A 26799-nucleotide genomic window follows, 5' to 3' on the forward strand; every position below is an offset into this window, starting at 1 on the left:
GAATGGGATACCGGCGGAGCGCGCGGTCGTGCGCCTCTCAGGCGGTCTCAATAGCCCCTTGCGCGGTCCACCACGTTCTCCAGCGCGCCGCCCGCCTCGAACCGCGCGATCTGCTCGGCAACATAGGCCGAGATCGCATCCGCGTCGGTGTCGGCGGCATTGTGCGGCGTCAGCACCACCTTGGGGTGGGTCCAGAACCGGCTGTCCTTTGGCTGCGGCTCCTGCACGAAGACGTCGAGCGAGGCGGCACCCAGCGTGCCGTCGTCGAGGCAGGCGAGAATATCGGCCTCGTTCTGCAGGCCGCCGCGCCCGGCATTGATCAGCACCGGCGCGCCGAGCGGACTGCTGCGGTTGAGCTTTGCGAAGACGTCACGGTTGAGGATGCCGTGCGTGTCTGATGTCAGCGGCAGCAGGCAGACCAGGATATTGGTCGCGCGCAGGAATGCGTCAATGCCGGCCGTGCCATGGAAGCATTCGACGCCGTCGATCTTGCGCGGGCTGCGGCTCCAGCCGGCGACCCGGAAGCCGAGCCGCCGCAGCACGTCGGCCGCGTCGGCGCCCAACGTGCCCAGTCCCATGACGCCGACCGTGATCGCGCTGGCCGGCCACTGATATCTGGGCTCCCAGCGCTTCTCGCGCTGCGATTGTCGGAGGTAAAGCTCCTGGCGGTGATGCATCAGAACGTGCAGCACGACATATTCGGTCATGCGGTTGGTGAGATCGGGCACGGCGACGCGCACCAGTGGCACCTCGGGCAGGCTCTTGTCGGCCATCAGCGCGTCGACGCCCGCCCCGAGGTTGAAGATCGCCCGCAGATTTGGGAACGCACCGAGATCGCCCGGCACCGGCTTCCACACCGCCGCATAATGCACCTCCGCCGGATCGAGCCCGGCGTCCGGTAGCAGCACCACGCGGCGGTCCCCGCAGACGGCGTCAAACCGGGCTTTCCAGCGCTCCGGCAGCCAGTTCTGCTGCGTGCTGTTGATCAGGACGGCCAGTGTGCCCATGGTCATTCGAAGTGCCTCTTCAGGTTCCGCTCGAGAAAGCCCTCCTTGGCACGATCTGCCGGATTTTTCTTGCAATTTTTTTCCGCAGCGCTGTCGGCGCGGGGCATATTGGCGCGTCTTCAGAACAGACGAGGGAAGTGCCGGCCATGCTTTACGCCATTCTTTGCTATCACGATGAGGATTTCGTCGGCTCCTGGAGCAAGGACCAGGACGAGGCCGTGATGAAGAAGCTCTCCGTCGTGCAGGAGAAGCTCACCAAGCAGGGCCGGCTCGGGCCGGTGGCGCGGCTGTTGCCGACGACTGCGGCGGCGACCCTGCGCAAAGAGGACCCGCCGCTGGTGCTCGACGGCCCCTATGCTGAGACCAAGGAGCAGCTGCTCGGCTTCTACATCGTCGACTGTAAGAACCTCGACGACGCCCTCGACGTCGCACGCGAGCTGGCTGCCGCCAACCCCGGCGGCGCCTACGAGGTGCGTCCCGTCGGCGTGTTCCGGCCCGGAGGAAACCTGACGTGAGCGAGGCCGATACCGCCTGGATAGAGACTGCGCTGACCTCGGCGCGACCCCAGGCGGTCGGCGCGCTGCTGCGCTATTTCCGCGATCTCGACACCGCAGAGGAGGCCTTTCAGAACGCCTGCCTGCGCGCGCTGAAGACCTGGCCGCAGAACGGGCCTCCGCGCGATCCCGCGGCCTGGCTGATCATGGTCGGCCGCAACGTTGCGATCGACGAAGTGCGACGCGCGCGCAGGCAGCAGCCGCTGCCGGAGGACGACCAGGCGATCTCCGATCTCGACGACGCCGAAGGCGCGCTGGCCGACCGGCTCGACGGCTCGCACTATCGCGACGACATCTTGCGGCTGATGTTCATCTGCTGCCATCCAGGACTGCCGGCGACGCAGCAGATCGCGCTGGCGTTGCGCATCGTCTCGGGCCTCACGGTAAAGCAGATCGCACGCGCGTTCCTGGTCTCGGAAGCGGCGATGGAGCAGCGCATCACGCGCGCCAAGGCAAAGGTCGCCGAGGCCGGGACACCGTTCGAGGCGCCCGGCGCGGTCGAGCGCTCCGAACGGCTCGCCGGCGTCGCGGCGATGATCTACCTGATCTTCAACGAAGGCTATTCGGCGAGCGGCGACACGGCTGAAATCAGGAAGCCGCTGTGCGAGGAGGCGACCCGGCTGGCGCGGCTGCTGCTGCGGCTGTTTCCGAGCGAGCCGGAGATCATGGGTCTGACCGCGCTGATCCTGTTGCAGCACGCGCGCAGCGCCGCGCGCTTTGCCGCGGACGGTTCGCTGATCCTGCTGGACGATCAGGATCGGTCCTTGTGGAACGGCACCATGATTGCGGAGGGCCTCGCGCTGATCGACAAGGCGATGCGCCACCGCCGCAGCGGGCCCTACCAGATCCAGGCCGCGATCGCCGCGCTGCATGCGCGCGCAGCGACGCCGGAGGAGACCGACTGGACGGAGATCGACCTGCTCTACGGCGCGCTCGAAGTGGTGCAGCCCTCGCCGGTGGTCACGCTCAACCGGGCGGTCGCGGTCTCCAAGGTGCGCGGGCCGCAGGCCGCGCTCGAGCTGATCGAGCCGCTGGCGCCGAAGCTCGCCAACTATTTCCATTTCTACGGCGTGCGCGGCGCCTTCCTGATGCAGCTCGGCCGCAACGACGAAGCCCGAATCGCCTTCGACCGCGCCATTGCGCTCGCCAACACCTCGGCCGAAGCCGCCCACATCCGCATGCATCTCGATCGCCTGATCCGGGACAGCCAGCCGAGGGCAAAGGAAAGCGCGAAGACGAAGTAGGGCAGGTGCCCCTAAACCGTCATTCCGGGGCGATGCGAAGCATCGAACCCGGAATCTCGAGATTCCGGGTTCACCCTTCGGGTGCCCCGGAATGACGCTGAAATAATTCCGTTTCCGTCTTGTCGGCCCCAGCCGTTCTCCTTCGTCTTAATCCCGTATCCAGGAGAGCCCTCATGCTGAAAGCCATTGCCGTCATCGCCATCGTTCTCGCCGTCGGCATTGCCGCGGTCCTCGTCTTTGCCCTGACCAAACCCGATACGCTCCGTGTCGAGCGCGCGCTCGCCGTGAAGGCGCCGGCCGCTGCGATCTATCCGCTGGTTGCCGACTTCCATCGCTGGACCGCCTGGTCGCCCTATGAGACCCGCGATCCCGCCATGAAGCGGACGTTCGGCGGAACCGCTGAAGGCAAGGGTGCGACCTATGCCTGGGACGGCAACAACAATGTCGGCGCCGGCCATATGGAGATCCTGGAGGCGAACGGGCCCTCCAAGCTCCGCATCAAGCTCGATTTCGAGCGGCCGTTCGAAGGCCACAACACCGCCGAGTTCACCTTTGTGCCGCAAGGCGATGCCACACTCGTCACATGGGCGATGTACGGTCCGGCCCCGTTCCTGTCCAAGGTCATGCAGGTGTTCATCAACATGGACGGCATGATCGGCAAGGATTTCGAGGCGGGCCTCGCCGGCCTGAAGAAGCTCACCGAGAAGCAATAGGACTGCAACGAAGAGGAGAGAAACGATGCTCAATCCCTATCTGTTCTACCAAGACAATTGCGAAGCGGCGTTCAACTATTACGCCAAGGTTCTCGGCGGCAAGATCGACGCAATGATGCGCGCATCGGATGCTCCGCCGGAGATGCCGGCCGCGCCCGGCCGCGAGAAGATGATCATGCATGCGCGCATGTCGCTCCCCGACGGCAGCGTGCTGATGGCTTCCGACGCGCCGGCCGAACACTTTCACAAGCCGCAGGGCTTCTCGATCTCGCTCACGGTCAAGGACCCCGCAGATGGCGAGCGCAAGTTCAACGCGCTCGCCGACGGCGGCAGCGTCACCATGCCCTTCAGCAAGACGTTCTGGGCCAAGGGCTTTGGCATGTGCGTCGACAAGTTCGGCATTCCCTGGATGGTGAATTGCCCGGCCGAAGGCATGTGACGGGCGCGAGCGCGATCCGTCGCGTTGCGATCCCCTCTCTCCAATGCTGCGGGAGAGGGGACGTACGCTTCGTTACGTCACGAGTCGATCGGCCGTGTCTCCTCTCACCGGATTGATCCGGTGACGTCCTCGCGCGGCGGCGACGATTCCACGCAGCGAGGACAGATCACGAGCTTGGCGCCGAGCTTCTTGTCGTTCTCCGCCTGTATCTCGTCCTGGACCGCCCACCACGCCTCGGAATATGGGCGCAATGTGCCGAGCACCTTTTCCCGCTCCTGATTGGGATCACTTGCGGCCGGCGCACCGGTCGTGACGCGCCGCTTGGCGACATGCGGAAGGTTCGGATCCTTGCCGAGACCATCCCATGCGATGGCGCGGCGCTCCTGCGCCTCTGCGCAGCCGATCAGCGCTGTGCAAAAAGTAAGCACGATGAAGCCGTGTCGAATCATGCCGGGCTTTTGCCTCCATAAGCGGCGCGCGAGAGACACGCGCCTCATCGGTTCAATGGAACTCAAGGCAAAACAAGCTTGCCGGCATGGCCGAATATGAGTCGTGCTTTCGCATCACTTTGCGGACGCAGTGAGGCACCAGCTGCATCGCACAACAATTGGCGCAATATTGGGCTGTGATATGCACGTCAGAATCGCTATTGGTGAGTCATAAAAGCTACAAACTGGGATGGACGTCACGTGGAAGGGGAGCGACCGATGGCGGCGGCGCTACAGATCAACTTTGCTCTCTGGGGAATGCTCATTTGCGCCAGCGCGAAGCTGGTGCCGGTGATCCAGACGCTCTTTTGAAAGCGGCTGGCGGCTGCCGGCTGTATCAGCGGCAACGCGGATAGATCGCGGCGAGATCGCGCCCCTTCAACAGGAGCAGCCGCGAGCTAAGACCGCCACGGCGGCTGATCCAGTCGCGCACCGGGCCTGGATAGGCGGCAAGCACCGCGACCGATGCTTCCGGTTCGGCATAGAAGCGGCCGCGCCGGTCCACCGATCGCGCGGCGTGGAAGCCGAGCACGGCGCGCTTGGTGACGCAGATGCGCTCGCCCGGCACGATGCTCAGCACCAGCGTGCAGGCGGACAGGCAGGGGCCGTCGATCACGACGCGCTCGCCGCTCTCGCGCACTTTCTCGAACAGATCGAGGAACGGCCCGACCTGTCCACCCGGGGATTGGATGATGCGGATCTCGGCCGCCGCCGGCGCGGCGACGAGCAGCGCGGATGCAAGCATCAGGGTTTTGAGGAAGGTGATGCGTTGCATGGTACTCTCCACGAACTCGATTCCGGTAGGGTGGGTTAGCCGACGGATGCGCGAAGCGCAGTCCGTTGGCGTAACCCACCATCTTTCTGACCGCGTGAGAAGTGGTGGGTTACGCGCCGCGACCGCGCTTCGCGCAGCCGCAGCGCTAACCCACCCTACAAATTCTACCCGTTGCGCCTCTGCCCGCGCAGCGTCGGCAGGCCGATACCCGCCGCATCGAAGCCGCCGTCCACGGCCAAAATTTGGCCGGTGATGTAGCTCGCGCTGCCCGAGCACAGGAAATAGATCGCTTCCGCGAGTTCCTCCTCCAGGCCGTAGCGGTTGAGCGGAATGGCGTCGTGATAGTCGGCGCGGATTTCCTTGGTGTGCACCTGCTTGGCCATGGCGGTGTCGACCGGTCCCGGCGCGACCGCGTTGACACGGATGTTGAGCGAGGCGAGCTCGACTGCGAGCTGCTTGGTGAGGTGCGCAAGGCCTGCCTTGCTGGTGCCGTAGGCCGAGCGCAGCGTCGAGGCGCGCACGGCCGAGATCGAGGTGACGTTGACGATGGCCCCGCCATTGCCGTCGCGCATCAAGGGCACGGCCGCCTTGGTGCAGAGGAACGGACCGGTGAGGTTGACCTCGAGCACGCGGCGCCAGTCGGCCTCCGACGTCTCCATCAGCGGCGCGAATACTGCGATGCCGGCATTGTTGACCAGCGCATCCAACCGGCCGAACCGCCCCTCGATCCCCGTCATCGCATCGCTGACTGCGGCAGCGTCGGAAACGTCGCAGGTGAGCGCCAGCGTCGCCTCGCTCTGGCCGATCTCGGCAACCGCGCGGCCGAGCAGCTCGCCCTCGATGTCGAGCAGCGCCACGCGCCAGCCCTCTGCGAGGAACTTCTTCGCGGTCGCAAGCCCGATGCCGCGGGCGGCTCCGGTGACGAGGGCGACTTTTTGCGTGGCTTGCGGCATCGGCTGATCTGTCCTGTGTCCGGGAGCGGCGTGCGAGAGCGCCGGCCCCTTTTACTGCGCTTTCGTTTCGGCATGAAAGGCCTCGCGCCGTGCCGATCGGGACCGGTGCGGCCGGAATGGGCCAGCCGCGGCGGCACTGTGGCCTCAAATAATTCCTGTCGCGCTGTCGGCCCGGCAGAAGGTCGTTCGTCTTGGAGGGGAGCGCGGACCAGCCGTTTCCGCCCGGAGGACACATCGGAATGACTGAGAGCAGCAAGGAAGCCCCATGCGATTCATGATGCTGATGATCCCGCTCGGCTACGAGAACGCGCCGCCCGAGGTGCAGCTCGATCCCGAGCGTGTTGCGGCGATGATGCGTTACAACGAAGCGCTGAAGGACGCGGGCGTGCTGATCACGCTGGACGGGCTGCATCCGCCGTCGACCGGGGCGCGCGTCTCGTTCGCGACCGGCAAGCCTGTCGTGACCGACGGCCCCTTCGCGGAAGCCAAGGAGGGCCTGGGCGGCTATTGGATGATCGAGGTCGCTTCGCGCGAGGAAGCGATCGCCTGGGCCAGGAAGTGCCCGGCTTCGCCGAACGAGATCATCGAGATCAGGCAGGTGCAGGAGATCGCCGATTACTCGCCCGAAGTGCAGGAGATCGTCGCCGGGTTTGGCGACCTGAAGACGTAGACGACACAGCCGCTGCGTGATGTCCCCAATCTTTCAACCCCAGGAGAAAACCATGAGCACCGAACACAAATTCCTCGCCATCTATCTCGGCAGCACGACGGGATCGAAAATGGCGGCGTGGCGCGCACTGCCCGAGGCCGAACGGAAGGCGAAGGAGCAGGAGGGCATGGCGGCCTGGCAAGGCTGGGTCGAGAAGCACAAGGCCGTGATCGTCGAGATGGGCGGCCCGCTCGGCAAGACCCGTAGGATCGACGCCAATGGCATCACCGAGATCAGCAACGCGCTGACCGGTTTCACGGTGGTGCGCGCCGCCTCGCAGGAGGACGCTGCAAAGCTGTTCGAGAACCACCCGCATTTTGCGATCTTCCCGGGCGAGGCCATCGAGGTCATGCCCGTGCTGCCGATTCCGCAGATGTAGCTTCCGGCGATCGTCATTCCGGGGCGGCTCTTCGAGCCACTTCGGAACGACTGCGGAGACTACGGGGTTAATCACGCCCCATCGCCGCTAGTGACCTTCGCGCCCGGCTCATGTAAAGGTCGTTCACATGAGCTGGCGCAAGGAGCAGCGCCGCGCCGAGCGCGGCTATCACCACGGCAATCTGAAGGAAGCCCTGTTGCAGGCGGCCCTCGGGCTGATCGCCGAGAAGGGGGCTGCCGGCTTCACCTTCGCCGATGCCGCGCGCATGGCCGGCGTCAGTGCGGCGGCGCCCTATCGGCATTTCCGCGATCGTGAGGAGCTGTTGTCCTCGATCGCGCAGCGCGGCTTCGAGCAGTTCGAGGCGCGCCTGTCCGCGGCCTGGGACGACGGGCGGCCCGATACGGTCACCGCGTTCGAGCGCGTCGGCAAGGCCTATCTCGCCTTCGCCCGCGAGGAGCCGGCCTTCTACAATGCGATGTTCGAATCTGGCGTGCCGGTCGATGCCAATGCCGCACTTCAGGCGGCCAGCGAACGCGCCTTCAACATCATCCGAGCCGCAGCCGAGCGGCTCGCCGCGCTAACGCCGCCCGGCACGCCCCGACCGCCGGCCATGATGATGGCGCTGCACATCTGGTCGATGGCGCATGGCGTGGCCTCGCTGTTCTCGCGGGGCGATGCCGCGCGACGCAAGCTGCCGATGTCGCCGGACGAGCTGCTGGAGGCCGAAGTGCTGATCTATCTGCGCGGCCTCGGTTTCCCGACCGACCGCCGTCCTGCGGGCAAGGGCGCCGCGCCGCCGCCGGTGCCGCCGGAGGCTCCCTCCGGTTCGGGCGTCCCGCCCGGCGGTCCCTGGGGCAAGCCGAAATAAGATTGCGCGAATAATCACGCGGGCGTGTCTGGCGGCCAGCTTGACAAAATCGCGGGATAGTCTAGCTATGTAAATGTTATTTACATTCACAACGGCGCAGTTGCCGTGATGGAGATGGGAAATGGCCTACACCGCTGATGTCAATCGATGGCGCGGCCCTTCGGACCAATACCAACAGTACGAGCGCCCCCGCATGCTCGATACGCCCTGGCATCCCGGCTGGATCGCCGTGACCATTCTCGGCTTCATCATCTGGTGGCCGATCGGACTTGCCCTTCTCTTTTTCACACTCGGGAGCAGAAGAATGTCGTGCTGGAGCCACCAGGATCGCTGGCAGAACAAGATGGAAAAGATGCAGTACAGGATGGATCGCATGCGCGACCGCATGGATCGCCGCGGCTTCGGCTTTGGCTTCGGCCCGCCGTCCTCCGGCAACCGCGCCTTCGACGAATATCGCGCCGAGACGCTGCAGCGCCTCGAGGAAGAGCAGCGCGAGTTCAAGGATTTCCTGACCCGCCTGCGTCACGCCAAGGACAAGGAAGAGTTCGACCAGTTCATGGCGCAGCACAAGACGCGTCCGACCCCGCCGCCGACCGACCAGCAGCAGGGTTGATCCGAAGAAGTCCACCTCTCAAAGCCTTCAGGCGCATGCCCCCAAAGTCCTGATGGCCCCGAGCCGCCCGCCTGCGCAACCCGCAGGCGGGCGGTTTGGTTCTTGGGGGGAGTGCGGCTGGGCAGCCGCGACGTTCAGATGGCCTTGCAGGTCACCCTGGTCAGCGCGCGGTGGCGAGCTGCGCGCGAACCGACGTCAGGAAATGCTCGTAGGCGTGGTCCACAATCTCGTTGAGCGATCGCGTTCGCGCGAACATCGCCCTGGCTTCGGCGAGAAACTCGTCGCGGGTCGGGATCTTCGGCAGATGCAGATGCGTCAGCGCATCGACGCTCTCGTGGGCGCGATTAAAGATGTCGTGCAGCGTCGGCAGTTGCAGCTGGGCCATGTCGGCCCTGTGCAGCGCCGACGAGATCGCGTGCGCCAGCGCGTGAGCGTCGAACTGTCCGGCGAGCTGGCGGGCTGCCCTGTTGATGACCCGTGCGCCGAGCTGCTGCTCGTTGCGCAGCACCAGTTCGGGCGGCGCCTTCATGTTCCAGACGATGCCGAACCAGGACAGGACCTTCAGGATGTAATAGGTCACGTCGACCTCCCACCAGCGAAAGCCTTGTCGCACGCTGCTCTGGTAGGCGTGGTGATTGTTATGCCAGCCCTCTCCCAGGGTGAGTAAGGCCAGCAGCCAGTTGTTGCGGGAATCGTCGCCTGTCACGTAGCGCTTGCGTCCATGGACATGGGCCAGCGAGTTGATGCAGAAGGTCGCGTGATAGACCAGCACCGTGCTCCAGAGGAAGCCGACGATCAGACCTGACCAGCCCGCAACCAGGAAGCAGAGCGCTGCAAGCACGACGGCCGGCAGAAGCTCCAGCCGATGCAGCCACATCAGCTCCGGATAGACCGTGAGATCGCCCACCTTCACGAGGTCGGTCGCGTCGTGCTGCCGGTAAAAAATCCAGCCGACATGGCTGTACAGGAAGCCGCGTTGGCGCGGTGAGTGCACGTCCAATTCGGTATCGGAATGGAGATGATGGTGCCGATGCTTGGCCGCCCACCATAGAATGCTCTTCTGTGCGCTGCTCTGCGCGAGACAGGCCAGGATGAATTGAAACGCGCGCCCTGTCGCAAAGGCCCGATGAGAGAAATAGCGGTGGTAACCTGCCCCGATTGCGAACATGCGCACGACGTACAACGAACCGCAGATCGCGACGGCCTGCCAGGTGACGCCCGACCAGATGGCCGCGAAGCAGCCCAGATGGACCAGCACGAACGGTATGGCGGAGGGGTACATGACGTCGTCATGGTGGTCGTCGGCGAGCGCGTTGGGCGACATGTCTTGGCGTGACCTTGGGTGAGGGGGATCGGGTATTCGCATCGGCCGCGCAGGACGTCGGGTGCGAAAAACCCGCGGATGGCGGACCACCGCGGGGGGCTTGAGATGCTCTGCGTGTACATCCCGGCCAACGCAGCGCCGGCCGAATAGCAAGCGAACTATATGGTCGCGGGTGCCTGGCATGCAAGCTCGTAGCCTCACGGGGAGCTGCGGCATGCTGTTTGGGGGCCACGCGTGCGCCGTGGCGCGGGGGCCACCCACGTCCTATATTCGGCACCTGAGTAGGACGCGCCAGAATACCGGAGGCGGCAATGGCGGAAGCTGCGACGATGGCGAGCGACAGCCTTTGGCGGAGACTTCGCAGCGAGGCGCAGCGCGCGGCCGCTGCCGATCCCGTGTTCGGCAGGGCGCTCGCCGGCGCCATTCTCGCTCATGATAATTTTGCCGCAGCCTTATCCGCTCTGATCGGCCAGCGCCTCGGCAGCAATGCCGCCGAACGCGCGCGCTTCGCATCCTTTGCCCGCGACGCCTTTCACGGCGAGCCGGACCTGATCGAGACCGCCAGCCGCGACTTGCAGGCCATCGCATCTCGCGATCCCGCGATCGCCGAGCTGCTGCCGCCCTTGCTGCACTACAAGGGCTACGTCGCGCTGCAAGCCTGGCGCGTCTCGCACTGGCTGTGGCATCGTGGCCAAATCGATGCGGCGCTGCTGTTTCAGAACGAGGCGTCGAATGTCTTGCAGGTGAGCATTCATCCGGCCGCCAGCATCGGATCGGCGGTCTATCTCGACCACGCCACGGGCATCGTGATCGGCGCCAACGTCGTCATCGGCGACGAGGTCACCATCCTGCAGAACGTCAGCATCGGCCGTCGCAGCGAGCTGCCGACACGCTCGCCGCGGGTCGGCCGCGGCGTCTTCATCGGATCGGGCGCGACCATTCTCGGCGACATCGCTATTGGCGATTTTGCCAAGATCGGCGCCGACACGGTCGTGACGTCGGATATTCCCGCCGGCTGCACGGCGGTCGGCAATCCTGCGCGGCTGACCAACTGCCCCGAGGCAGCATCGGCCGCCTGAGGGCCCTCGCTTACGCGGCGCGGCGATGTTCGCCGCCGTGATGCGGGTTGACCGGCTCCGAGCTGGTCTGGCCCGGCGCATCCAGCACCGCGACGTGGTGGCGGTAGACCATCTCCCAGCCTTTCCATCCGGTGAACAGGAGGATGCCGACCACGACCAGCGACAGCACGACGCCCCACGGCTTGATCGCCGCCTCCGCGCCTTGGGCGTAGCGGAGATAGAAATTGACCAGGGCCAGCACGACCGCGGCGAGATTGCCGACCATGTGATACCAGGCATCGTTCAGGCGGCGGATGCGGGGCTCGCTGAAGAAGTCGGTGAAGCCGGCTGCGGCGGCAACCAGCGCCATGACGACGCCGGCGCCGATCAGCCATATCGCGGCGCGCGCCCAGAAACCGTCCCCGGTTCCGATGAAGGCCAGATCGGCGATGGGGGCGCCGACCAGGAACGCGACCGGGAACGGGATCAGCATGGGGTGGAGCGGGTGATCGCCGATGGCGGCGGTCGTCTTGGGGTTGATGGACATGGCAAGACCTCGCTGAAAGTGATTTTCCGGACAATTTTTGGCGCGAAAGCTGGTTCCTCCGGCTGCCCTGTGCGCGGAACTCGTGCTCCGGGCGCGACGCAGCGTCCTTCATCCCCCTGTGCGAACTGCCTTTCCCGCAGCCAAATGCGCCGCCGGTAACCCCGCATTAACCATCGGCGGGCTCTGGTAAGGCCGGACAGGCGTGCCCGGAGCCCGGCGTCAAGGCCTGGGGTCAAGGCCCCTTAGTTTTGACATCTTGGCGGGGAATGCAGGCGGCCGGCTTTGGACTAGCCCTGCACCCCAGAAAGACAAGGCTTTGAGCGGGCTTGCCCGCCGCGCGGGTCCAGCGCGGCTGTTGGGGAACACCGGCCGAGATTTGCTGGCCGAAGGACATTAGGTAACGATCGCCTTGAGAGGATACTGCTTATGAATCCGGCCGAATTGGCTCAGTCAGCCCTTCCGGTTGCTGCCGCCGCCGACGTGTCGCTGATTGCGCTGTTCTGGCAGGCTCACTGGATCGTGAAGGCGGTGATGCTGGGGCTTCTGGCCTGCTCGGTCTGGGTCTGGGCGATCGCCATCGACAAGATCTTTCTTTACGCGCGCACCCGCCGCTCGATGGACCGTTTCGAGCAGGCGTTCTGGTCCGGCGAGTCGATCGAGGAGCTCTATCGCACGCTGTCGGCCAAGCCGACGCATTCCATGGCGGCCTGCTTCGTGGCGGCGATGCGCGAGTGGAAGCGCTCGTTCGAGAGCCATGCCCGCTCGGTCGCAGGGCTTCAGATGCGCATCGACAAGGTGATGAACGTCTCGATCGCGCGCGAGGTGGAGCGGCTGGAACGGCGCCTCTTGGTGCTCGCGACCGTCGGCTCCGCCGGCCCCTTCGTCGGCCTGTTCGGCACGGTCTGGGGCATCATGTCGAGCTTCCAGTCGATCGCGGCGTCGAAAAATACCTCTCTGGCGGTGGTCGCCCCCGGCATCGCCGAGGCGCTGTTTGCGACCGCCGTCGGCCTCATCGCCGCCATTCCTGCCACTATTTTCTACAATAAGTTCACCTCCGAGGTGAACCGGCAGGCCCAGCGGCTCGAGGGCTTTGCTGATGAATTTTCAGCCATCTTGTCCCGTCAGATCGACGAGCGGGGCTGAACGACGGCATGTATAGTGTGAAGGGCAATTTGGGCACGCGATCATGGCCATGAACGTTGCGAGTTCGTCCGGCGGCGGCGGGCGCCGCGGCCGGCGCAAGCCGGTCGTGGCCGAGATCAACGTCACGCCGATGGTCGACGTCATGCTGGTGCTGCTCATCATCTTCATGGTGTCGGCGCCGATGTTGACCGTCGGCGTGCCGCTCGACCTGCCCCAGACCCAGGCCAAGAGCCTCGAAAACAACGACCAGAAGCCGATCCAGATGTCGGTCGACATCAAGGGCAAGGTGTTCATCAACGATACCGAGATTGCGCTGAACGAGCTGATCCCGAAGCTGAAGGCGATCACCGATGCGCGCGGCGGCCTCGAGGAGCGCATCTATCTGCGCGCCGACAAGAAGGCGGATTACGGCACCGTCGCCAAGGTGATGGGCCAGCTCTCGGGCGCCGGATTCAAGAAGCTGGCGCTCGTCACGGAAGCGGATCAGGGGTCTTGAGGCCGTGAAGGTGAACGTCGACAAGACACTCGTTGCGTCGATTGCCCTGCATGTCCTCGTGCTGGGATGGGGGCTCGTCACCTTCAGCAGCAAGGCCTACATCGCGCCGGAGGAGTCGCTTCCGGTCGACATCATCTCCACCGATCAGCTCGCCAAGATGATGGCGGGGCAGAAGACCGGCAAGAAGGAAGAACCGAAGCCCAAGGTCGAGAAGATCGCCGAACCCAAGCCCGAGGAAGACGCCGTCGGCAAGGTCACCGAGAAGAAAGAGCTGATCAAGACCAACTCGCAGCCGGAGCCGCCGCCGAAGCCCGTCGAGAAGCCGGTCGAGAAGAAGCCGGAGCCGCCCAAGCCCGTCGCCGAGGCCAAGCCGAAGGAAGAGCCGAAGCCGCAGGACAAGAAGCCTGATCCGGCCAAGGAAGATCCGATCGCCGAGCTGCAGAAGAAGATGGAGACCAAGAAGCCGCCGCCGAAGCCCGTGGAGCAGAAGGTCGCGGCGGTGCAGCCGCAGCAGCAGCCCAAGCCCAAGGAGCGCACCTTCGATCCCGCGCAGATCCAGCGCGACCTCGACAAGCGCGCCGCGACCCGGCACGAGCTCGCCGGGTCGACGCTGAACGCGTCGGCATCGCTGGGGGCGGCGACCGGGACGGCCGCCAACAATGTCGCGACCTGGCGCGGTGCATTCCAGGGCGCCGTCAAGCGCTGCTTCACCCCCACCTATAACGGGCAGGATGCCGATCAGTACGAGGCTGACATCGACATTCCCATGAAGATCGACGGATCGCTCGCCTCCGAGCCGATCGTCGTCGCAGTGCGTGGACCGTCGCGGTCGATCGCACAGGCGGTGGCGGAGAGCGCCAAGCGTGCCATCGTGCAGTGCCAGGTCTATTCCTTCATGCCGAAGCAGCAGTACGAGAGCTGGAAGCTCATTCCGATGACTTTCGGCCTGAAAGATATGTTGTGACATCCGAACAAAAGAATTTTGCGATGAATGACGTGAGCTCGATGAACCGCCGCCGCTTCATGACCCTGACCGGATCGACGCTCGCGATGCTCGGGAGCGGACGCGCCTTCGCTCAAGGGCAGGAGGGGCGCCTGCGCATCGATCCCACGGCATTCCAGCCGATCCCGATCGCGATCACCAGCTTCCTGCCGGGCTCGCCGTCCGACGGCGACGTCGGCAACGGCGTCACGCAGGTCATCACCAACAATCTGAAGCGCTCGGGCCTGTTCGCGCCGATCGACCAGGCCGCCTTCATCGAGCGCATCAGCAACATGGACGTCGCGCCGCAATTCCAGAACTGGAAGACCCTCAACGCGCAGGCGCTCGTCACCGGCCGCATGACGCGGCAGCCGGACGGCCGTCTCAAGGCCGAATTCCGTCTGTGGGACGTCATCTCCGGCCAGCAGCTCGCCGGCCAGCAATATTTCACCTCGCCGGAATATTGGCGCCGCATCGCGCACATCATCTCCGACCAGATCTACGAGCGCATGACCGGCGAGAAGGGCTATTTCGACAGCCGCGTCGTGTTCGTGGACGAGACCGGGCCGAAGGAGCGCCGCGTCAAGCGGCTCGCGATCATGGACCAGGACGGCGCCAATGTGCGCTATCTGACCCGCGGCTCCGACCTCGTGCTGACGCCGCGCTTCTCGCCGAACTCGCAAGAGATCACCTACATGGAGTTCGGCCAGGGTGATCCGAAGGTCTATCTCTACAACATCGAGACCGGCCAGCGCGAGATCGTCGGCAATTTCCCCGGCATGACCTTTGCGCCGCGCTTCTCGCCGGACGGCCAGCGCGTCATCATGAGCCTGCAGCAGGGCGGCAATTCCAACCTGTTCGTGATGGATCTGCGCTCGCGCTCGACCACGCGTCTCACCGACACGCCGGCGATCGACACCTCGCCGTCCTATTCGCCCGATGGCAGCCGGATCTGCTTCGAGTCCGATCGTGGCGGCAGGTCGCAGATCTACGTGATGAGTGCGGGCGGCGGACAGGCGCAGCGCATCTCCTTCTCCAAGGACGACACCAACGCCAGCTACTCCACCCCGGTGTGGTCGCCGAAGGGCGATTACATCGCCTTCACCCGGCAGGGCGGCGGCCAGTTCGCGATCGGCGTCATGAAGCCCGACGGCTCCGGCGAGCGGCTGCTCACCTCCGGCTTCCACAATGAAGGCCCGACCTTCTCGCCGAACGGCCGCGTGCTGATGTTCTTCCGCGATCCCGGCGGCAACGGCGGGCCGTCGCTGTACTCGGTCGACATCTCCGGCCGCAACGAATTGAAGGTGCCGACGCCGGGCTTCGCCTCGGACCCGGCATGGTCGCCGCTCTTGTCCTCGACCTCGGGCTGACGACATCGCAACCGAAACATCGCGCGTTCAGACGCGCGATGTTTTCGAAAAAACGCGCCGATTTTTCCGCGTTCTCTACGAAGGGCAACACTTCCTTCACCTTGGGCCCCGGCGAGAGTTTCCTACCTGCCTGATATATCAGGCGAAAGCCATTTCGTCGTTGCCGAAAACAACTCGACTTTAACGATGTTCCCTCAGAAAGGCTTCACCTGAAGTGGGTAAAAGTACGCGGCAAACAGGACGCGCGTACAAACACCAATGCAGTTCGCAAGCCAGAGCAGAGAGCCGGACCAGGCCTCGCCGACGATCTCGGCGGCGCTGACCGATTCGCTGTTCGAAGCTCCCGGCACGGTGCTTACCGGCATTGTGTTCTCGGCATTCTCGGCCTCGCTGACGGCGCTCAAGACCGGACAGGTGCTGCTCTGGGGCTTTGTTCCGCTTCTCATTCTTGCGGGAGCTATACGCGCTTTCGATCTCAGTCGATACCAGGCCCAAAAATCGGTTCTGAGCGCCGAACAAGCGGCGCGTTGGCAGAAGCGCTACCAGATTGGAGCGCTCATTCAGGCGGCCGTAATCGGTCTCTGGTGTTCCACGACGCTGTTGAGCAATGAAGATGCCGTCGCCCACATGATTGCGCTCTCGGTCACCACCGGAATCGTGGCGGGAGGGGCCGGGAGAGCTTATGGACGGCAGTGGATATTTCGTCTGCAAGCCACTCTGATCTTCGGACCGGCCGTGATCGCGCTGGCGCTGCACCGCACGCCCTATTACGTCGCGATGTCCGTCGTCTGCGCCGCGTTCCTCCTTTCGGTCATGCGGCTGTCCGGCAATCTGCACAAGATATTCTTGCGCGCGGTTGTCGCACGCGAACGCGAGGCTGCGCTCGCCGGCCAGTTCGACACGGCGCTCAACAACATGCCGCACGGGCTCTGCATGTTTCGCATCGACGGCCAGCTCGCGGTGATGAACCACCGCTTTGCTGCCATGATGAAACTGCCCGGCAATCTCACCCAGAGCAGCATGACAGCGCGCGACATCGTCGCCGCATGTGTCGAGGGGGGATCGATCTCGGCCGCGAGCGGCGCTGCGATCATTGCCGATATCGAAAACGCGCATGCGAAAGAGATCATCACCGCCGACCCCGATTCACAAAGGAACCGTTCGCTGTCATGGACCGTACAGCCGATGGCTGACGGCGGTGCGGTGGTGCTGCTCGAGGACATTACGGAGCGGCGCACGGCGGAGGCCAGGATCAGCCATCTGGCCCGCTTCGACGATCTCACGGCGCTGCCGAACCGCGTCAGCTTCCGCGACGAGATCGAGCGACTGCTGGCGAGCACGCATCATGCCGAGCGGCTCTCCGCACTGCTGTTCATCGATCTGGACCAGTTCAAGCAGGTCAACGACACGCTCGGCCATCCCTGCGGCGACCAGCTCCTGTGTGCGGTGGCCAACCGCCTGCGCGAGATGCTGCGGCCCGAAGATTTCGTCGCCCGCTTCGGCGGCGACGAGTTCGTCGTGTTCCAGCAGAACCTCGCTTCGCCGGAGGACGCGGCGGCGCTCGCCCGCCGCATCGTCGAGCGGCTGAGCGAGCGCTATCGCATCGACAATCACCTGGTCGAGATCGGCGCCAGTGTCGGCATCGCGCTGACCTCGCCGGATGGTACCAGCGCCGACACGCTGCTCAAGAACGCCGACATGGCGCTGTACCGTGCCAAGGCCGACGGTCGCGGCACCTTCTGCTTCTTCCGCGACGAGATGGCGGCGACCGTCGAGGCCCGCCGCATCCTCGAGCTCGACCTGCGCAAGGCGCTCGCCAACGAGGAGTTCGAGCTGTTCTATCAGCCGCTGGTCAATCTGAAGTCCGGCAAGATCACCACCTGCGAAGCGCTGCTGCGCTGGAATCACCCGGTGCGCGGCACGGTGTCGCCGATCGACATCATCCCGGTCGCGGAGGACATGGGCCTGATCGTCGATCTCGGCCGCTGGATCCTGCGCCGCGCCTGCGTGGAATGCATGAAGTGGCCGGAAGGCGTCAGCGTCGCCGTCAACTTCTCGCCGCAGCAATTCCACCAGCGCGACGTCCTGAGTGAAATCCGCTATGCCCTCGAAGTGTCGGGCCTGCCGGCGCATCGGCTCGAGATCGAGATCACCGAGTCCTCGCTGTTGCGCAACACCCAGCTGACGCACGACATCCTGTCGCAATTGCACGCGCTCGGCGTGCGCATCTCGCTGGACGATTTCGGCACCGGCTATTCCAGCCTCAGCTATTTGCACAACTTCCCCATGCAGAAGGTGAAGATCGACCGCTCCTTCCTGGAAGGCATCGACTCGGACCGTCCGCTGACGCTGCTGCGGGGGGTGGCGCGGCTATCCGCCGACCTCGGTATGTCGGTGGTGGTGGAAGGAATTGAATCCAACGAGCAACTCGAGCTCATCAACGCCGACGGGACAGTGACCGAAGCTCAGGGATACCTGTTCAGCCGGCCAGTCCCTGCCGTGCGCATTCGTCAGCTGCTCAATGCCTCCTACGGCGTTCGCGGCGGCAACGATCAGTCCCTCGCAGCTTCGGCGCGATCGATCGCCTGACCTCCCTTCCGACTTCACAAAGGCTCTTCTTGTCGGTGTTTTTACGGGGCGCAAAAGGTTAACCCTAACGTTTCTAACGCTTTGCAATTTCTTTAAGGAACTATTAACTTGTGCTCACTCGCAGAAGTTGCTTGCAGCGTAGGGGTTATCGATGAAGTCCGGGGCCGAACCGCAAACGGCGCTTGTTCCACGCGGAGCCGCGCTGTTTGAGCGTGTGGATTATCGGCTCATCGAAACGGAAGAGGACAAGGATCGCCTCCATCGGATGCGTTACCATGCCTATTTGCACGCCGGGCTGATTCCGCCGTCGGAATCCCAGCGGGTGACCGACCGTTTCGACGACGCGCCCAACGTCTGGAATTTCGGAGTCTACGTCGACAACGAACTCTGCAGTGCCGTCCGCATCCACGTTCTGACATTCGAATGGCGGATGTCCTACACGACAGAGGTGTTCGGTGACGTGCTGCATCCGCGCCTGGACCGGGGCGAGGTCTTCATCGACCCCTGTCGATTCGTCGCTGATCCGGAAATGCAGCAACGGTTCCCCGAACTGCCTTATCTGACGGTGCGGCTTCCTTTCGTCGCCTGCGAGCACTTCAACGCCGATGTCGGACTCTCGATGGTGCGCACCGATCATCAGGCGTTCTACCGCCGCGTGTTCCTGTCCGAGACTCTCACCGAGCCGCGTTCATTTCCGGGCTGGCCGACCAAGAAAGCCGTCCTGATGGCTTCGGACTATCCTAGAGTCCGGGAAAAGATCCTCACGCGTTTTCCCATCATGCGATCCAGTGCGTTCGAGCGGCGGATGCTGTTCGAACGTAGCGCCCCCCGGATTGCCCCATCGCGGCCGGTTCTCGTTGCCGGCGCGGCTGCGCCGGCCTGAACCCTTCAGTCCGTGAGCGGCTTCAGCCGCTCGGCCGCCGGGGTCGATCCTGGCGGAACGGTGTTTTGATCATCGACCGGCTTGCCTTCACCCTCGCGCCACATTTACAACCCATTAACCATGGCGTTTGCTTTTCGCTGGTTGGGGGCATTTGACCGGCTGTGGCAAGGTTCCGTCAAGGTTGACGGAACGTTCGCTTAACCAACCCCCTGTAGACCGGACAGCAGTGGACTAACGTGAGCGTGGAGGCTCCGGAATGAAACATCCTATGCGTATCCTCCAGGGATTGAAGCTGGCCGCGGTGCTCGCCGTCGCGCTGTCGATGGGCGCCTGCGCCAACAAGAATGCCGCGACGGATGCGATGGCCAATGCGGCGACGCCGGGCAGCCAGCAGGACTTCGTCGTCAATGTCGGCGACCGCGTGTTCTTCGAAAGCGACCAGACCGATCTGACCCCGCAGGCGATCGTGACCCTGGAGAAGCAGGCGCAGTGGCTCCAGACCTATCCGCGCTACTCCTTCACCATCGAAGGTCATGCCGACGAGCGCGGCACCCGCGAATACAACATCGCGCTCGGCGCCCGGCGTGCCCAGTCGGTGCGTTCGTTCCTCGCCTCGCGCGGCATCGACCCGAACCGCATGCGCACGATCTCCTACGGCAAGGAGCGGCCGGTCGCCGTCTGTAACGACATCTCCTGCTGGTCGCAGAACCGCCGCGCGGTCACTGTCTTGAACGCGAGCTCCTGACGATCGGTCAGGTCGCGGGCGGTCAGTCAGGTGCCGTTCAGCTTTGGAATTGGATGATGCCGGCGCCCTCTCGGGCGCCGGTTTCGTTTCAGCATTCTGTGACTGAAAACCCCTTGGTATCAGTCACATTTTTGGCGTACTCCACTTCAATGTGTGGCGCGTCGAGGGTTCCGTCGCAGGCCATTTCGCTTTCGTCGTCAGGGCAAGATGTCATCCAGATTTAAGGTCTTTACCGGCACCGTGGCGACCGCCGCGCTGCTCTCCTTGTGCTCGCCCGCACTTGCGCAATCGGGCTACGGGCAGTCGGAAGATGCCGACCCGGAGATGCGGATCGAGCGGCTGGAGAACCGGCTGCGCCAGCTCACCGGCCAGAACGAAGAGCTGCAATATCGCAACCGCCAGCTCGAAGAGCGGCTGCGGGCGCTCGAGGGCGGCGCGCAAGCCGCGCCCGGGCAGGCACCCAACGTCGCGGCGATGCCGCCCGCACAGATCGCACCGAGCCAGATTGCACCAGGTCAGGCCGCGCCCGGCTACCGCCAGCCGTCGCAACAGCAGGCCGCTCAGCCTGCTTACGAGCAGCCGCAGATCGCCGCGCCCGCGCCGATCGTTCAGGAGCAGCCGACGCCCGGCGCACCCGGCACGCGCCGCCGCGGCGATGCCTTCGACCCCAACCAGAACCCGAACGCGCCCGGTGCGCCGCGCGCACTCGGCGGCGGGCAGCAGCCGATGCCGGCGGTCACGCCCGGCGGCGGCCGCAATGCCGGCGAGCCGCTCGATCTCGCCAACACCAGCCCCCGCTACCAGCAAGGTGTGCCGCCAGCCGCGCAGCCCGGCTATCCGCCGGCGCAATCGGGTTATCCCGCACCGGCCGGGGGCGCTGCCTTGGCCACCCTGCCGCCCTCGGCGACGCCGCGCGACGAGTTCGACCTCGGCATCGGCTACATGCAGCGCAAGGACTACGCACTGGCCGAGCAGACCATGAAGAACTTCACGCAGAAATATCCGAGTGACCCGCTGCTTGGTGACGCGCAATATTGGCTCGGCGAGAGCTATTTCCAGCGCCAGCGATATCGTGACTCCGCGGAAGCCTTCCTCGCCGTCACCACCAAATACGAGAAATCGGCCAAGGCGCCGGATGCGCTGCTGAGGCTCGGCCAGTCGCTCGCCGCGCTGAAGGAGAAGGAGGCCGCCTGCGCCGCCTTCGGCGAGATCGGCCGCAAATATCCACGCGCCTCGGCGAGCGTCAAAGCCACCGTCGATCGCGAGCAGAAGCGGGTGAAGTGCTGATCCGCTGACAAAACCGATGGCGTTGCGCTAAACACTCGGTCCATCCGCGGACGATTGCAGCGTCATGTCAGACGACGACAATTCACCGATCTCGGCGCGCGAGGCGAGGCGGCTCTTCGCGGGCCTGAAAGATGCGCCGGCGCTGGTGCTCGCGGTCTCCGGCGGGCCCGATTCGGTTGCGCTGATGTGGCTTGCGGCCCGCTGGCAGCGCAGCCTCGCGCGAGCCCCGCAAATCACGGTCGTGACGATTGATCACGGCCTGCGCCCGGAAGCCGCCCGCGAGGCGCGCGAGGTCAAGCGGCTCGCCGCCGCGCTCGGATTGCCGCACCGGACCCTGCGCTGGCGCGGTGAAAAGCCGAAGACGGGGTTGCCTGCCGCCGCGCGCGAGGCCCGCTACCGTCTGCTTGCACAGGCCGCGCGTGCCGCCGGCGCGAGCCATGTCCTGACGGCCCACACCCGTGACGATCAGGCCGAGACCCTGTTGATGCGCCTGTTCCGCGGCAGCGGACTTGCCGGGCTCTCGGCCATGGCTCCTTTCACCGCGCGCGACGGAATCGTGCTGGCGCGTCCGTTGCTCGATGTCCCCAAATCGCAGCTGATCGCGACCTTGCGGCGGGCGAGGATCGGCTTTGCCGAGGACCCCAGCAACCGGGACGCCGCCTTCACCCGGCCGCGGTTGCGCGCGCTGCTGCCGCTTCTCGCAGCCGAGGGCGGCGATGCCAGAAATCTGGCGCGGCTCGCGGCAAGGCTGGCGCGGGCCAACGCGGCGATCGAGGTGCTCGCCGACGGCGCCGAGCGCTTCCTCCGCGTGCGGGATCGCGGCGATGCGCCGCAGGTGGGCGTCCGAAGCTTCGAGGCCTCGGCTTTTGCCGCCCTGCCGGAGGAGGTGCGGCTGCGGCTGCTGCTGCGGGCCATCAACGCGCTCGGTCATGAAGGGCCGGCGGAACTCGGCAAGGTCGAAACCCTGATGTCCGTGCTTGATCGGGCGGCCGCCAGCCCCCGTGCAGCCGCAAATGGCCGGCCGGTCCTGAAGCAAACCCTTGCGGGAGCCTTGATCAGCCTTGCCGGCGGGCGTATCCAGATCGCGCCGGCGCCGGCCCGGCGGCGCAAGGGCAAATGAGCGCGAAAGAGAAGCGGATCATGACACCGGTCAATTCGCGTCCGTGCCCGTCAGGCCACCTTAACCAGGCAGGAAAAACCCCGGTTTGGGCGCCATTATTTCAGCGGGAATCGCGGTAAGATGGGATAAATAGTCCCATCTCGTTCCCTTGGCAGCGACCGGGGCGGCACCTAAATTGTATGCGTCCAACGATGAGGATTCCTTGGGATTTCCTCGCATTGACGGAAGTAACGACCCAAGGATCAGGGCCGCGATCCGCGCGACCACGAAGGAAGATCGATGAACGCCAATCTGCGCAATTTCGCCCTCTGGGTCATCATTGTTTTGCTGCTGTTGGCGTTGTTCACGCTCTTCCAGAATCCGGGTCAGCGGGCTTCCTCGCAGGACATCGCCTTCTCGCAGCTGCTGAGCGAGGTTGACCGCGGCAATGTGCGCGACGTCGTGATCCAGGGGCCGGACATCCACGGCACCTTCACCAACGGCTCCAGCTTCCAGACCTACGCGCCGAACGACCCGACGCTGGTGAAGCGCCTCTATGACAGCAAGGTGCAGATCACCGCGAAGCCGCCCGGCGACAACGTGCCGTGGTTCGTCTCGCTGCTGGTCTCCTGGCTGCCCTTCATCGCGCTGATCGGCGTCTGGATCTTCCTGTCGCGGCAGATGCAGGGCGGCGCCGGCAAGGCGATGGGCTTCGGCAAGTCGCGAGCGAAGATGCTGACGGAGGCCCATGGCCGCGTCACCTTCGAGGACGTCGCCGGCGTGGATGAGGCCAAGCAGGACCTGCAGGAGATCGTCGAGTTCCTGCGCGATCCCGGCAAGTTCCAGCGCCTCGGCGGCCGCATTCCGCGCGGCGTGCTGCTGGTCGGCCCTCCCGGCACCGGTAAGACCCTGATCGCGCGCGCGGTCGCGGGCGAAGCCAACGTGCCGTTCTTCACCATCTCGGGTTCTGATTTCGTCGAGATGTTCGTTGGCGTCGGCGCCAGCCGCGTCCGCGACATGTTCGAGCAGGCCAAGAAGAACGCGCCCTGCATCATCTTCATCGACGAAATCGACGCCGTCGGTCGTCACCGTGGCGCCGGCCTTGGCGGTGGCAATGACGAGCGCGAGCAGACGCTGAACCAGCTGCTGGTCGAGATGGACGGCTTCGAGGCGAACGAGGGCGTGATCCTGATCGCCGCGACCAACCGTCCCGACGTGCTCGATCCCGCGCTGCTGCGTCCGGGCCGCTTCGACCGTCAGGTCGTGGTGCCGAACCCCGACGTCGTCGGCCGCGAGCAGATCCTGAAGGTGCATGTTCGTAAAGTTCCGCTGGCCCCCGATATCAACCTCAAGACCATCGCGCGCGGCACCCCGGGCTTCTCCGGCGCCGACCTGATGAACCTCGTCAACGAGGCCGCACTCACCGCTGCCCGCCGCAACAAGCGCATGGTGACGCAGGCCGAGTTCGAGGAGGCCAAGGACAAGGTAATGATGGGCGCCGAGCGCAAGTCGCTCGTCATGACCGAGGAAGAGAAGCTGTTGACGGCCTATCACGAGGGCGGCCACGCCATCGTCGGCCTCAACGTGCCCGCGACCGATCCGATCCACAAGGCGACGATCATCCCGCGCGGCCGTGCCCTCGGCATGGTCATGCAGCTGCCCGAGCGCGACAAGCTGTCGATGTCGCTGGAGCAGATGACCTCGCGCCTCGCCATCATGATGGGCGGCCGCGTCGCCGAAGAGTTGATCTTCGGCCGCGAGAAGGTGACCTCGGGCGCGGCCTCCGACATCGAGCAGGCCACGCGCCTTGCCCGCATGATGGTGACGCGCTGGGGCCTGTCGGAAGAGCTCGGCACCGTCTCCTATGGCGAGAACCAGGACGAGGTCTTCCTCGGCATGTCGGTGTCGCGCACGCAGAACGCCTCCGAAGCCACCGTCCAGAAGATCGATTCCGAGATCAAGCGTCTGGTCGAGGAGGGCTACAAGGAAGCGACCCGCATCCTCACCGAGAAGCGCGCCGATCTCGAGACGCTGGCCAAGGGCCTGCTCGAGTTCGAGACGCTGACCGGCGACGAGATCGTCGACCTGCTCAAGGGCAAGAAGCCGAACCGCGAGTCCGTGCTCGAGCCGACCACCCCGCGCGCCTCCGCCGTGCCCCCGGCCGGCAAGCCGCGCCCGCGTCCGGATCCGGATCCCGGCCTCGAGCCGCAGCCGCAGGCGTAAACCCAGGCGGCAGAAGAGATCGAAAAACGCGGCGGCAACGCCGCGTTTTTTGTTGGCTGGCCCCCGGGGCGCAAGCCAGCGCGCGCGGCCTGAAGCGGGCGGCAGAAGCGCACTTGCGCTCCGGGGCAAATGCGCGAAACCCTAAAGAAGAACTTAACGCTTGCGACCTACCTTGGCCCGCCATGACTGATCAGGTCGTCCACAGCGCGGTTCAACCGTTTTCGGCGCGTGCAGCGCTCCCTTGGGCGGTGGGGCTGTTGCTCTATGCCGTGCTGCTGGCCATCGGGCCGCGGCTGCTTGGGGATCCCGACAGCTATTCCCACATCGAGGTCGGACGCTGGATCATCGCGCATGGCACCCTGCCGACGAGCGACCCGTTTTCATTTTCGAAGCACGGCGCGCCCTGGATCACCTTCGAATGGTTGTCCGAGGTCATCTATGCCGCCGTCTACGCGCTGGCCGGCTGGCCGGGCGTCGTCGCCATCGCCGCCGCGGCGATAGCACTCGCCTTTGGCCTGCTCACGTTCTTCCTGCTGCGCGAGCTTTCGCCGGCCCTGACCATGCTGATGGTGATCGCGGCCGTCGTTCTGCTGGCGCCGCACATGCTGGCGCGGCCCCATGTCCTCGTGCTGCCGCTGATGGTGACCTGGGCGGCTGCGCTGGTTCGCTGCATGGACCGCAGCACGCCTCCGCCCTATTGGGCCCTGCCGCTTCTGGTGCTGTGGACCAACCTGCATGGCAGCGTGGTGCTGGCGCTCGGGCTGATCGGCCCGGCGGTGCTCGAGGCGCTGCTGCGCGAACAGCGAAGCGAGTGGCCGCGCGTGCTGCTGCGATGGCTGCCGTTCTCGGCGCTTGCCCTGGTGGCGTCCTGCCTGACGCCGCACGGCCCGGAACCGCTGCTGATGCCGCTGACCACGCTCGGCCTCGGCTCCGCGCTCGCCTGGATCGCGGAATGGCGGCCGCAGGATTTCAGCCATGTCGGCGGCTTCGAGCTGCTGCTGCTGGGGAGCATCTTCGCGCTCTCGCGCGGCGTGACGCTGCCGGTGGTGCGGACCCTGGTGGTGATCGGCTTGCTGCATTTCGCGCTGGCGCAGATGCGCAATGCGGATCTGCTGGCCATGCTGGCGCCGCTCTATCTGGCGGCCCCGCTGGGCCGCACCTTCGGCGGGCCGAGCGAGAGCGAGACCGACGGCTCCGCGCGCGGCTTGAATCTCGCTGCATTCGGCGTCTTGGCCGCGATCAGCGGCCTGGCTTTGACGCGCGACATCCGGCCCGCGCCGATCATCACCCCCGAGGCCGCCATCGCCCAAGCCGGCCTTGCCAAGGCGGAGCGTGTGCTCAACGATTATTCCTTCGGCGGCTATTTGATCTATGCCGGCATTCCCACCTTCATCGATGGCCGCGGCGAGCTCTACGGCGGGCCGTTCATCGACCGCTACAACCGTGCGCTGGCGCTGGTCGACCTCGGAGATCTTCTCAAGCTGCTCGATGAATACAAGATCGGCGCGACGCTGCTTGCGCCTGGCACACCGGCCGTCGCGTTGCTCGACCGGCTGCCCGAATGGCAGCGTGTCTACGGCGACGATGTGGCGGTCGTGCACAAGCGGCGGGCGACGCCGCAATAATTCAAGCGGTCCCGAACGCGGCGTATTGGCCGCCGAGCCAGACCCCGCTCAACGCTGCTTCAAGGCGCCGCGCCGGTTTGGTGTCCCAGGGCAGCAGCAGGAAATGCCGCGCGCCGATCTCGCGCAGGCCGCTCGCCGCCATCAGCTTCCGGGTCGTGCCGGCGCCGAGCAACACGGCGTCCCGGTCGAACTCGCAGCGCGCAACGGCGAGGCGCGTCAGCGGGTTGTACGGATTGTGCTCGATCACGCAGACGAGCCCGCCAGGGCGCGTCACCCGCCGCATCTCGGCCATGAACTGCGCCCATTCGGCCGGCACGATATGGTGCATCACGCAGATGGCCGTGACCAGGTCGAAGCTGGCGTCGGCGAACGGAAAGGTGCGGCCGTCATACTCCCGGTAGTCGACCGCGGCGTTGTGAGCGCGCGCCTGAATCAGGCTGGCGGACGAGACGTCGATGCCGCTGAGGCGGCCGACCATGCCGTGCAGCAGCGGATGAAGGCTGCCGACGCCGCAGCCGACGTCCAGCATGTCGGGCCTCTCCGCGCCGAGCCGCTGCGCGATCAGATCGCGCAGCAGGTCGGCCTTCGCGCGCATGAAGAAATCATGCGGCAGGCCCGAGAAGTCGATCGAGGATTGGACCACATCACGGTAATTGTCGTGATAGCCGTCGAACAGTTCGGCCATG

At 65.3% G+C, this 26799-nt stretch carries 27 protein-coding genes; 20 read left to right on the forward strand and 7 right to left on the reverse strand.

What is annotated here, in order from left to right; all coding sequences use genetic code 11:
• Positions 1-47: 47 nt before the first annotated feature.
• On the reverse strand, positions 48-1013 hold the full coding sequence (locus AB7M16_RS26940) for a 2-hydroxyacid dehydrogenase (RefSeq protein ID WP_453945563.1): 966 nt from the start codon (positions 1011-1013) through the stop codon (positions 48-50).
• 140 nt (positions 1014-1153) lie between these two features.
• On the opposite strand from AB7M16_RS26940, the gene AB7M16_RS26945 reads away from it, so the two are divergent.
• The 4 genes from AB7M16_RS26945 (at position 1154) to AB7M16_RS26960 (ending at position 3957) form a co-directional block, all read left to right on the forward strand.
• Positions 1154-1522, forward strand: coding sequence for a YciI family protein (locus AB7M16_RS26945; RefSeq protein WP_172784796.1), 369 nt, complete (start codon positions 1154-1156; stop codon positions 1520-1522).
• Positions 1519-2805 carry an RNA polymerase sigma factor gene (locus tag AB7M16_RS26950; RefSeq protein WP_453945564.1) on the forward strand — a complete coding sequence of 429 codons (1287 nt, stop codon included), beginning with the start codon at positions 1519-1521 and terminating at the stop codon, positions 2803-2805. The genes AB7M16_RS26945 and AB7M16_RS26950 overlap by 4 nt, the downstream gene beginning before the upstream one ends.
• A gap of 173 nt (positions 2806-2978) precedes the next feature.
• Entirely contained in the window at positions 2979-3518 is a 540-nt protein-coding gene (locus AB7M16_RS26955) for an SRPBCC family protein (protein ID WP_439402267.1), read from the forward strand.
• A 25-nt stretch (positions 3519-3543) separates the two neighbouring features.
• The gene (locus tag AB7M16_RS26960; RefSeq protein WP_172784793.1) at positions 3544-3957 is read left to right on the forward strand and encodes a VOC family protein; all 414 of its coding nucleotides are present in this window, start codon (positions 3544-3546) and stop codon (positions 3955-3957) included.
• Positions 3958-4061: 104 nt separating this feature from the next.
• Here the strand turns inward: AB7M16_RS26960 and AB7M16_RS26965 are convergent, their stop codons facing one another.
• From AB7M16_RS26965 to AB7M16_RS26975, 3 genes are all read right to left on the reverse strand, one after another.
• Positions 4062-4406: a hypothetical protein gene (locus AB7M16_RS26965; protein ID WP_453945565.1), complete on the reverse strand. Its 345-nt coding sequence runs from the start codon at positions 4404-4406 to the stop codon at positions 4062-4064.
• A gap of 376 nt (positions 4407-4782) precedes the next feature.
• A complete protein-coding gene (locus AB7M16_RS26970; RefSeq protein ID WP_172784791.1) occupies positions 4783-5220 on the reverse strand; it encodes a hypothetical protein in 438 nt (145 codons plus the stop codon).
• Positions 5221-5384: 164 nt separating this feature from the next.
• Positions 5385-6173, reverse strand: a complete 789-nt coding sequence (locus AB7M16_RS26975; protein WP_453945566.1) for an SDR family NAD(P)-dependent oxidoreductase — start codon at positions 6171-6173, stop codon at positions 5385-5387.
• A gap of 265 nt (positions 6174-6438) precedes the next feature.
• On the opposite strand from AB7M16_RS26975, the gene AB7M16_RS26980 reads away from it, so the two are divergent.
• From AB7M16_RS26980 to AB7M16_RS26995, 4 genes are all read left to right on the forward strand, one after another.
• The gene (locus tag AB7M16_RS26980; protein ID WP_453945567.1) at positions 6439-6843 is read left to right on the forward strand and encodes a YciI family protein; all 405 of its coding nucleotides are present in this window, start codon (positions 6439-6441) and stop codon (positions 6841-6843) included.
• A 52-nt stretch (positions 6844-6895) separates the two neighbouring features.
• The gene (locus tag AB7M16_RS26985) at positions 6896-7261 is read left to right on the forward strand and encodes a YciI family protein (protein WP_172784788.1); all 366 of its coding nucleotides are present in this window, start codon (positions 6896-6898) and stop codon (positions 7259-7261) included.
• Positions 7262-7388: 127 nt separating this feature from the next.
• Entirely contained in the window at positions 7389-8129 is a 741-nt protein-coding gene (locus AB7M16_RS26990) for a TetR/AcrR family transcriptional regulator (RefSeq protein WP_172784787.1), read from the forward strand.
• 121 nt (positions 8130-8250) lie between these two features.
• Positions 8251-8742 (forward strand): DUF2852 domain-containing protein, encoded by a 492-nt coding sequence (locus AB7M16_RS26995; protein ID WP_453945568.1) that lies wholly within the window; start codon positions 8251-8253, stop codon positions 8740-8742.
• Between the two features lie 160 nt (positions 8743-8902).
• Here AB7M16_RS26995 and AB7M16_RS27000 read toward each other — a convergent pair whose 3' ends face one another.
• A complete protein-coding gene (locus AB7M16_RS27000; RefSeq protein WP_453945569.1) occupies positions 8903-10066 on the reverse strand; it encodes an acyl-CoA desaturase in 1164 nt (387 codons plus the stop codon).
• 311 nt (positions 10067-10377) lie between these two features.
• Here AB7M16_RS27000 and AB7M16_RS27005 point away from each other — a divergent pair, with 311 nt between their 5' ends.
• Positions 10378-11145, forward strand: coding sequence for a serine O-acetyltransferase (locus AB7M16_RS27005; RefSeq protein ID WP_453945570.1), 768 nt, complete (start codon positions 10378-10380; stop codon positions 11143-11145).
• A gap of 10 nt (positions 11146-11155) precedes the next feature.
• Here the strand turns inward: AB7M16_RS27005 and AB7M16_RS27010 are convergent, their stop codons facing one another.
• Positions 11156-11671 carry a DUF2231 domain-containing protein gene (locus tag AB7M16_RS27010; RefSeq protein ID WP_453945571.1) on the reverse strand — a complete coding sequence of 172 codons (516 nt, stop codon included), beginning with the start codon at positions 11669-11671 and terminating at the stop codon, positions 11156-11158.
• Positions 11672-12097: 426 nt separating this feature from the next.
• Here AB7M16_RS27010 and tolQ point away from each other — a divergent pair, with 426 nt between their 5' ends.
• The 11 genes from tolQ (at position 12098) to AB7M16_RS27065 (ending at position 26113) form a co-directional block, all read left to right on the forward strand.
• Positions 12098-12814 (forward strand): protein TolQ, encoded by a 717-nt coding sequence (gene tolQ / locus AB7M16_RS27015; protein WP_212254256.1) that lies wholly within the window; start codon positions 12098-12100, stop codon positions 12812-12814.
• A gap of 43 nt (positions 12815-12857) precedes the next feature.
• Positions 12858-13310, forward strand: coding sequence for a protein TolR (gene tolR, locus AB7M16_RS27020; protein ID WP_025034102.1), 453 nt, complete (start codon positions 12858-12860; stop codon positions 13308-13310).
• A 4-nt stretch (positions 13311-13314) separates the two neighbouring features.
• Positions 13315-14274 (forward strand): protein TolA, encoded by a 960-nt coding sequence (locus AB7M16_RS27025; protein WP_172784780.1) that lies wholly within the window; start codon positions 13315-13317, stop codon positions 14272-14274.
• 41 nt (positions 14275-14315) lie between these two features.
• A complete protein-coding gene (tolB, locus tag AB7M16_RS27030) occupies positions 14316-15662 on the forward strand; it encodes a Tol-Pal system beta propeller repeat protein TolB (RefSeq protein ID WP_172785222.1) in 1347 nt (448 codons plus the stop codon).
• Positions 15663-15920: 258 nt separating this feature from the next.
• Positions 15921-18251 carry a putative bifunctional diguanylate cyclase/phosphodiesterase gene (locus AB7M16_RS27035; RefSeq protein WP_212254257.1) on the forward strand — a complete coding sequence of 777 codons (2331 nt, stop codon included), beginning with the start codon at positions 15921-15923 and terminating at the stop codon, positions 18249-18251.
• A 151-nt stretch (positions 18252-18402) separates the two neighbouring features.
• Positions 18403-19134: an N-acyl amino acid synthase FeeM domain-containing protein gene (locus AB7M16_RS27040; protein ID WP_212254258.1), complete on the forward strand. Its 732-nt coding sequence runs from the start codon at positions 18403-18405 to the stop codon at positions 19132-19134.
• A gap of 256 nt (positions 19135-19390) precedes the next feature.
• Positions 19391-19879 carry a peptidoglycan-associated lipoprotein Pal gene (pal, locus tag AB7M16_RS27045; RefSeq protein WP_018641585.1) on the forward strand — a complete coding sequence of 163 codons (489 nt, stop codon included), beginning with the start codon at positions 19391-19393 and terminating at the stop codon, positions 19877-19879.
• Positions 19880-20086: 207 nt separating this feature from the next.
• Positions 20087-21166, forward strand: coding sequence for a tol-pal system protein YbgF (ybgF, locus tag AB7M16_RS27050; protein WP_453945572.1), 1080 nt, complete (start codon positions 20087-20089; stop codon positions 21164-21166).
• 64 nt (positions 21167-21230) lie between these two features.
• Positions 21231-22286, forward strand: a complete 1056-nt coding sequence (tilS, locus tag AB7M16_RS27055) for a tRNA lysidine(34) synthetase TilS (protein WP_453945573.1) — start codon at positions 21231-21233, stop codon at positions 22284-22286.
• A 279-nt stretch (positions 22287-22565) separates the two neighbouring features.
• Positions 22566-24488, forward strand: coding sequence for an ATP-dependent zinc metalloprotease FtsH (gene ftsH / locus AB7M16_RS27060; protein ID WP_035998585.1), 1923 nt, complete (start codon positions 22566-22568; stop codon positions 24486-24488).
• A gap of 182 nt (positions 24489-24670) precedes the next feature.
• Positions 24671-26113, forward strand: coding sequence for a hypothetical protein (locus AB7M16_RS27065; protein WP_453945574.1), 1443 nt, complete (start codon positions 24671-24673; stop codon positions 26111-26113).
• A gap of 1 nt (position 26114) precedes the next feature.
• On the opposite strand, the gene AB7M16_RS27070 is transcribed toward AB7M16_RS27065, so the two are convergent.
• The gene (locus tag AB7M16_RS27070; protein WP_453945575.1) at positions 26115-26798 is read right to left on the reverse strand and encodes a class I SAM-dependent methyltransferase; all 684 of its coding nucleotides are present in this window, start codon (positions 26796-26798) and stop codon (positions 26115-26117) included.
• Between the last annotated feature and the right edge of the window lies 1 nt (position 26799).

This window comes from Bradyrhizobium sp. USDA 372, assembly GCF_053629095.1.

Bases quoted from the DNA above. Each gene is read 5' to 3' on its own strand.
- AB7M16_RS27070 (WP_453945575.1), bottom strand. From the start codon at position 26,798: ATGGCCGAACTGTTCGACGGCTATCACGACAATTACCGTGATGTGGTC.
- AB7M16_RS26995 (WP_453945568.1), top strand. From the start codon at position 8,251: ATGGCCTACACCGCTGATGTCAATCGATGGCGCGGCCCTTCGGACCAA.
- AB7M16_RS26985 (WP_172784788.1), top strand. From the start codon at position 6,896: ATGAGCACCGAACACAAATTCCTCGCCATCTATCTCGGCAGCACGACG.
- tolB (WP_172785222.1), top strand. From the start codon at position 14,316: ATGAACCGCCGCCGCTTCATGACCCTGACCGGATCGACGCTCGCGATG.
- AB7M16_RS26970 (WP_172784791.1), bottom strand. From the start codon at position 5,220: ATGCAACGCATCACCTTCCTCAAAACCCTGATGCTTGCATCCGCGCTG.
- AB7M16_RS27010 (WP_453945571.1), bottom strand. From the start codon at position 11,671: ATGTCCATCAACCCCAAGACGACCGCCGCCATCGGCGATCACCCGCTC.
- pal (WP_018641585.1), top strand. From the start codon at position 19,391: ATGAAACATCCTATGCGTATCCTCCAGGGATTGAAGCTGGCCGCGGTG.
- AB7M16_RS27065 (WP_453945574.1), top strand. From the start codon at position 24,671: ATGACTGATCAGGTCGTCCACAGCGCGGTTCAACCGTTTTCGGCGCGT.
- AB7M16_RS27005 (WP_453945570.1), top strand. From the start codon at position 10,378: ATGGCGGAAGCTGCGACGATGGCGAGCGACAGCCTTTGGCGGAGACTT.
- AB7M16_RS26945 (WP_172784796.1), top strand. From the start codon at position 1,154: ATGCTTTACGCCATTCTTTGCTATCACGATGAGGATTTCGTCGGCTCC.
- ftsH (WP_035998585.1), top strand. From the start codon at position 22,566: ATGAACGCCAATCTGCGCAATTTCGCCCTCTGGGTCATCATTGTTTTG.
- tolR (WP_025034102.1), top strand. From the start codon at position 12,858: ATGGCCATGAACGTTGCGAGTTCGTCCGGCGGCGGCGGGCGCCGCGGC.
- AB7M16_RS27035 (WP_212254257.1), top strand. From the start codon at position 15,921: ATGCAGTTCGCAAGCCAGAGCAGAGAGCCGGACCAGGCCTCGCCGACG.
- AB7M16_RS27040 (WP_212254258.1), top strand. From the start codon at position 18,403: ATGAAGTCCGGGGCCGAACCGCAAACGGCGCTTGTTCCACGCGGAGCC.
- ybgF (WP_453945572.1), top strand. From the start codon at position 20,087: ATGTCATCCAGATTTAAGGTCTTTACCGGCACCGTGGCGACCGCCGCG.
- AB7M16_RS26965 (WP_453945565.1), bottom strand. From the start codon at position 4,406: ATGATTCGACACGGCTTCATCGTGCTTACTTTTTGCACAGCGCTGATC.
- AB7M16_RS27000 (WP_453945569.1), bottom strand. From the start codon at position 10,066: ATGTCGCCCAACGCGCTCGCCGACGACCACCATGACGACGTCATGTAC.
- AB7M16_RS26955 (WP_439402267.1), top strand. From the start codon at position 2,979: ATGCTGAAAGCCATTGCCGTCATCGCCATCGTTCTCGCCGTCGGCATT.
- AB7M16_RS26940 (WP_453945563.1), bottom strand. From the start codon at position 1,013: ATGACCATGGGCACACTGGCCGTCCTGATCAACAGCACGCAGCAGAAC.
- AB7M16_RS26960 (WP_172784793.1), top strand. From the start codon at position 3,544: ATGCTCAATCCCTATCTGTTCTACCAAGACAATTGCGAAGCGGCGTTC.
- AB7M16_RS26980 (WP_453945567.1), top strand. From the start codon at position 6,439: ATGCGATTCATGATGCTGATGATCCCGCTCGGCTACGAGAACGCGCCG.
- AB7M16_RS26990 (WP_172784787.1), top strand. From the start codon at position 7,389: ATGAGCTGGCGCAAGGAGCAGCGCCGCGCCGAGCGCGGCTATCACCAC.
- AB7M16_RS26975 (WP_453945566.1), bottom strand. From the start codon at position 6,173: ATGCCGCAAGCCACGCAAAAAGTCGCCCTCGTCACCGGAGCCGCCCGC.
- tolQ (WP_212254256.1), top strand. From the start codon at position 12,098: ATGAATCCGGCCGAATTGGCTCAGTCAGCCCTTCCGGTTGCTGCCGCC.
- tilS (WP_453945573.1), top strand. From the start codon at position 21,231: ATGTCAGACGACGACAATTCACCGATCTCGGCGCGCGAGGCGAGGCGG.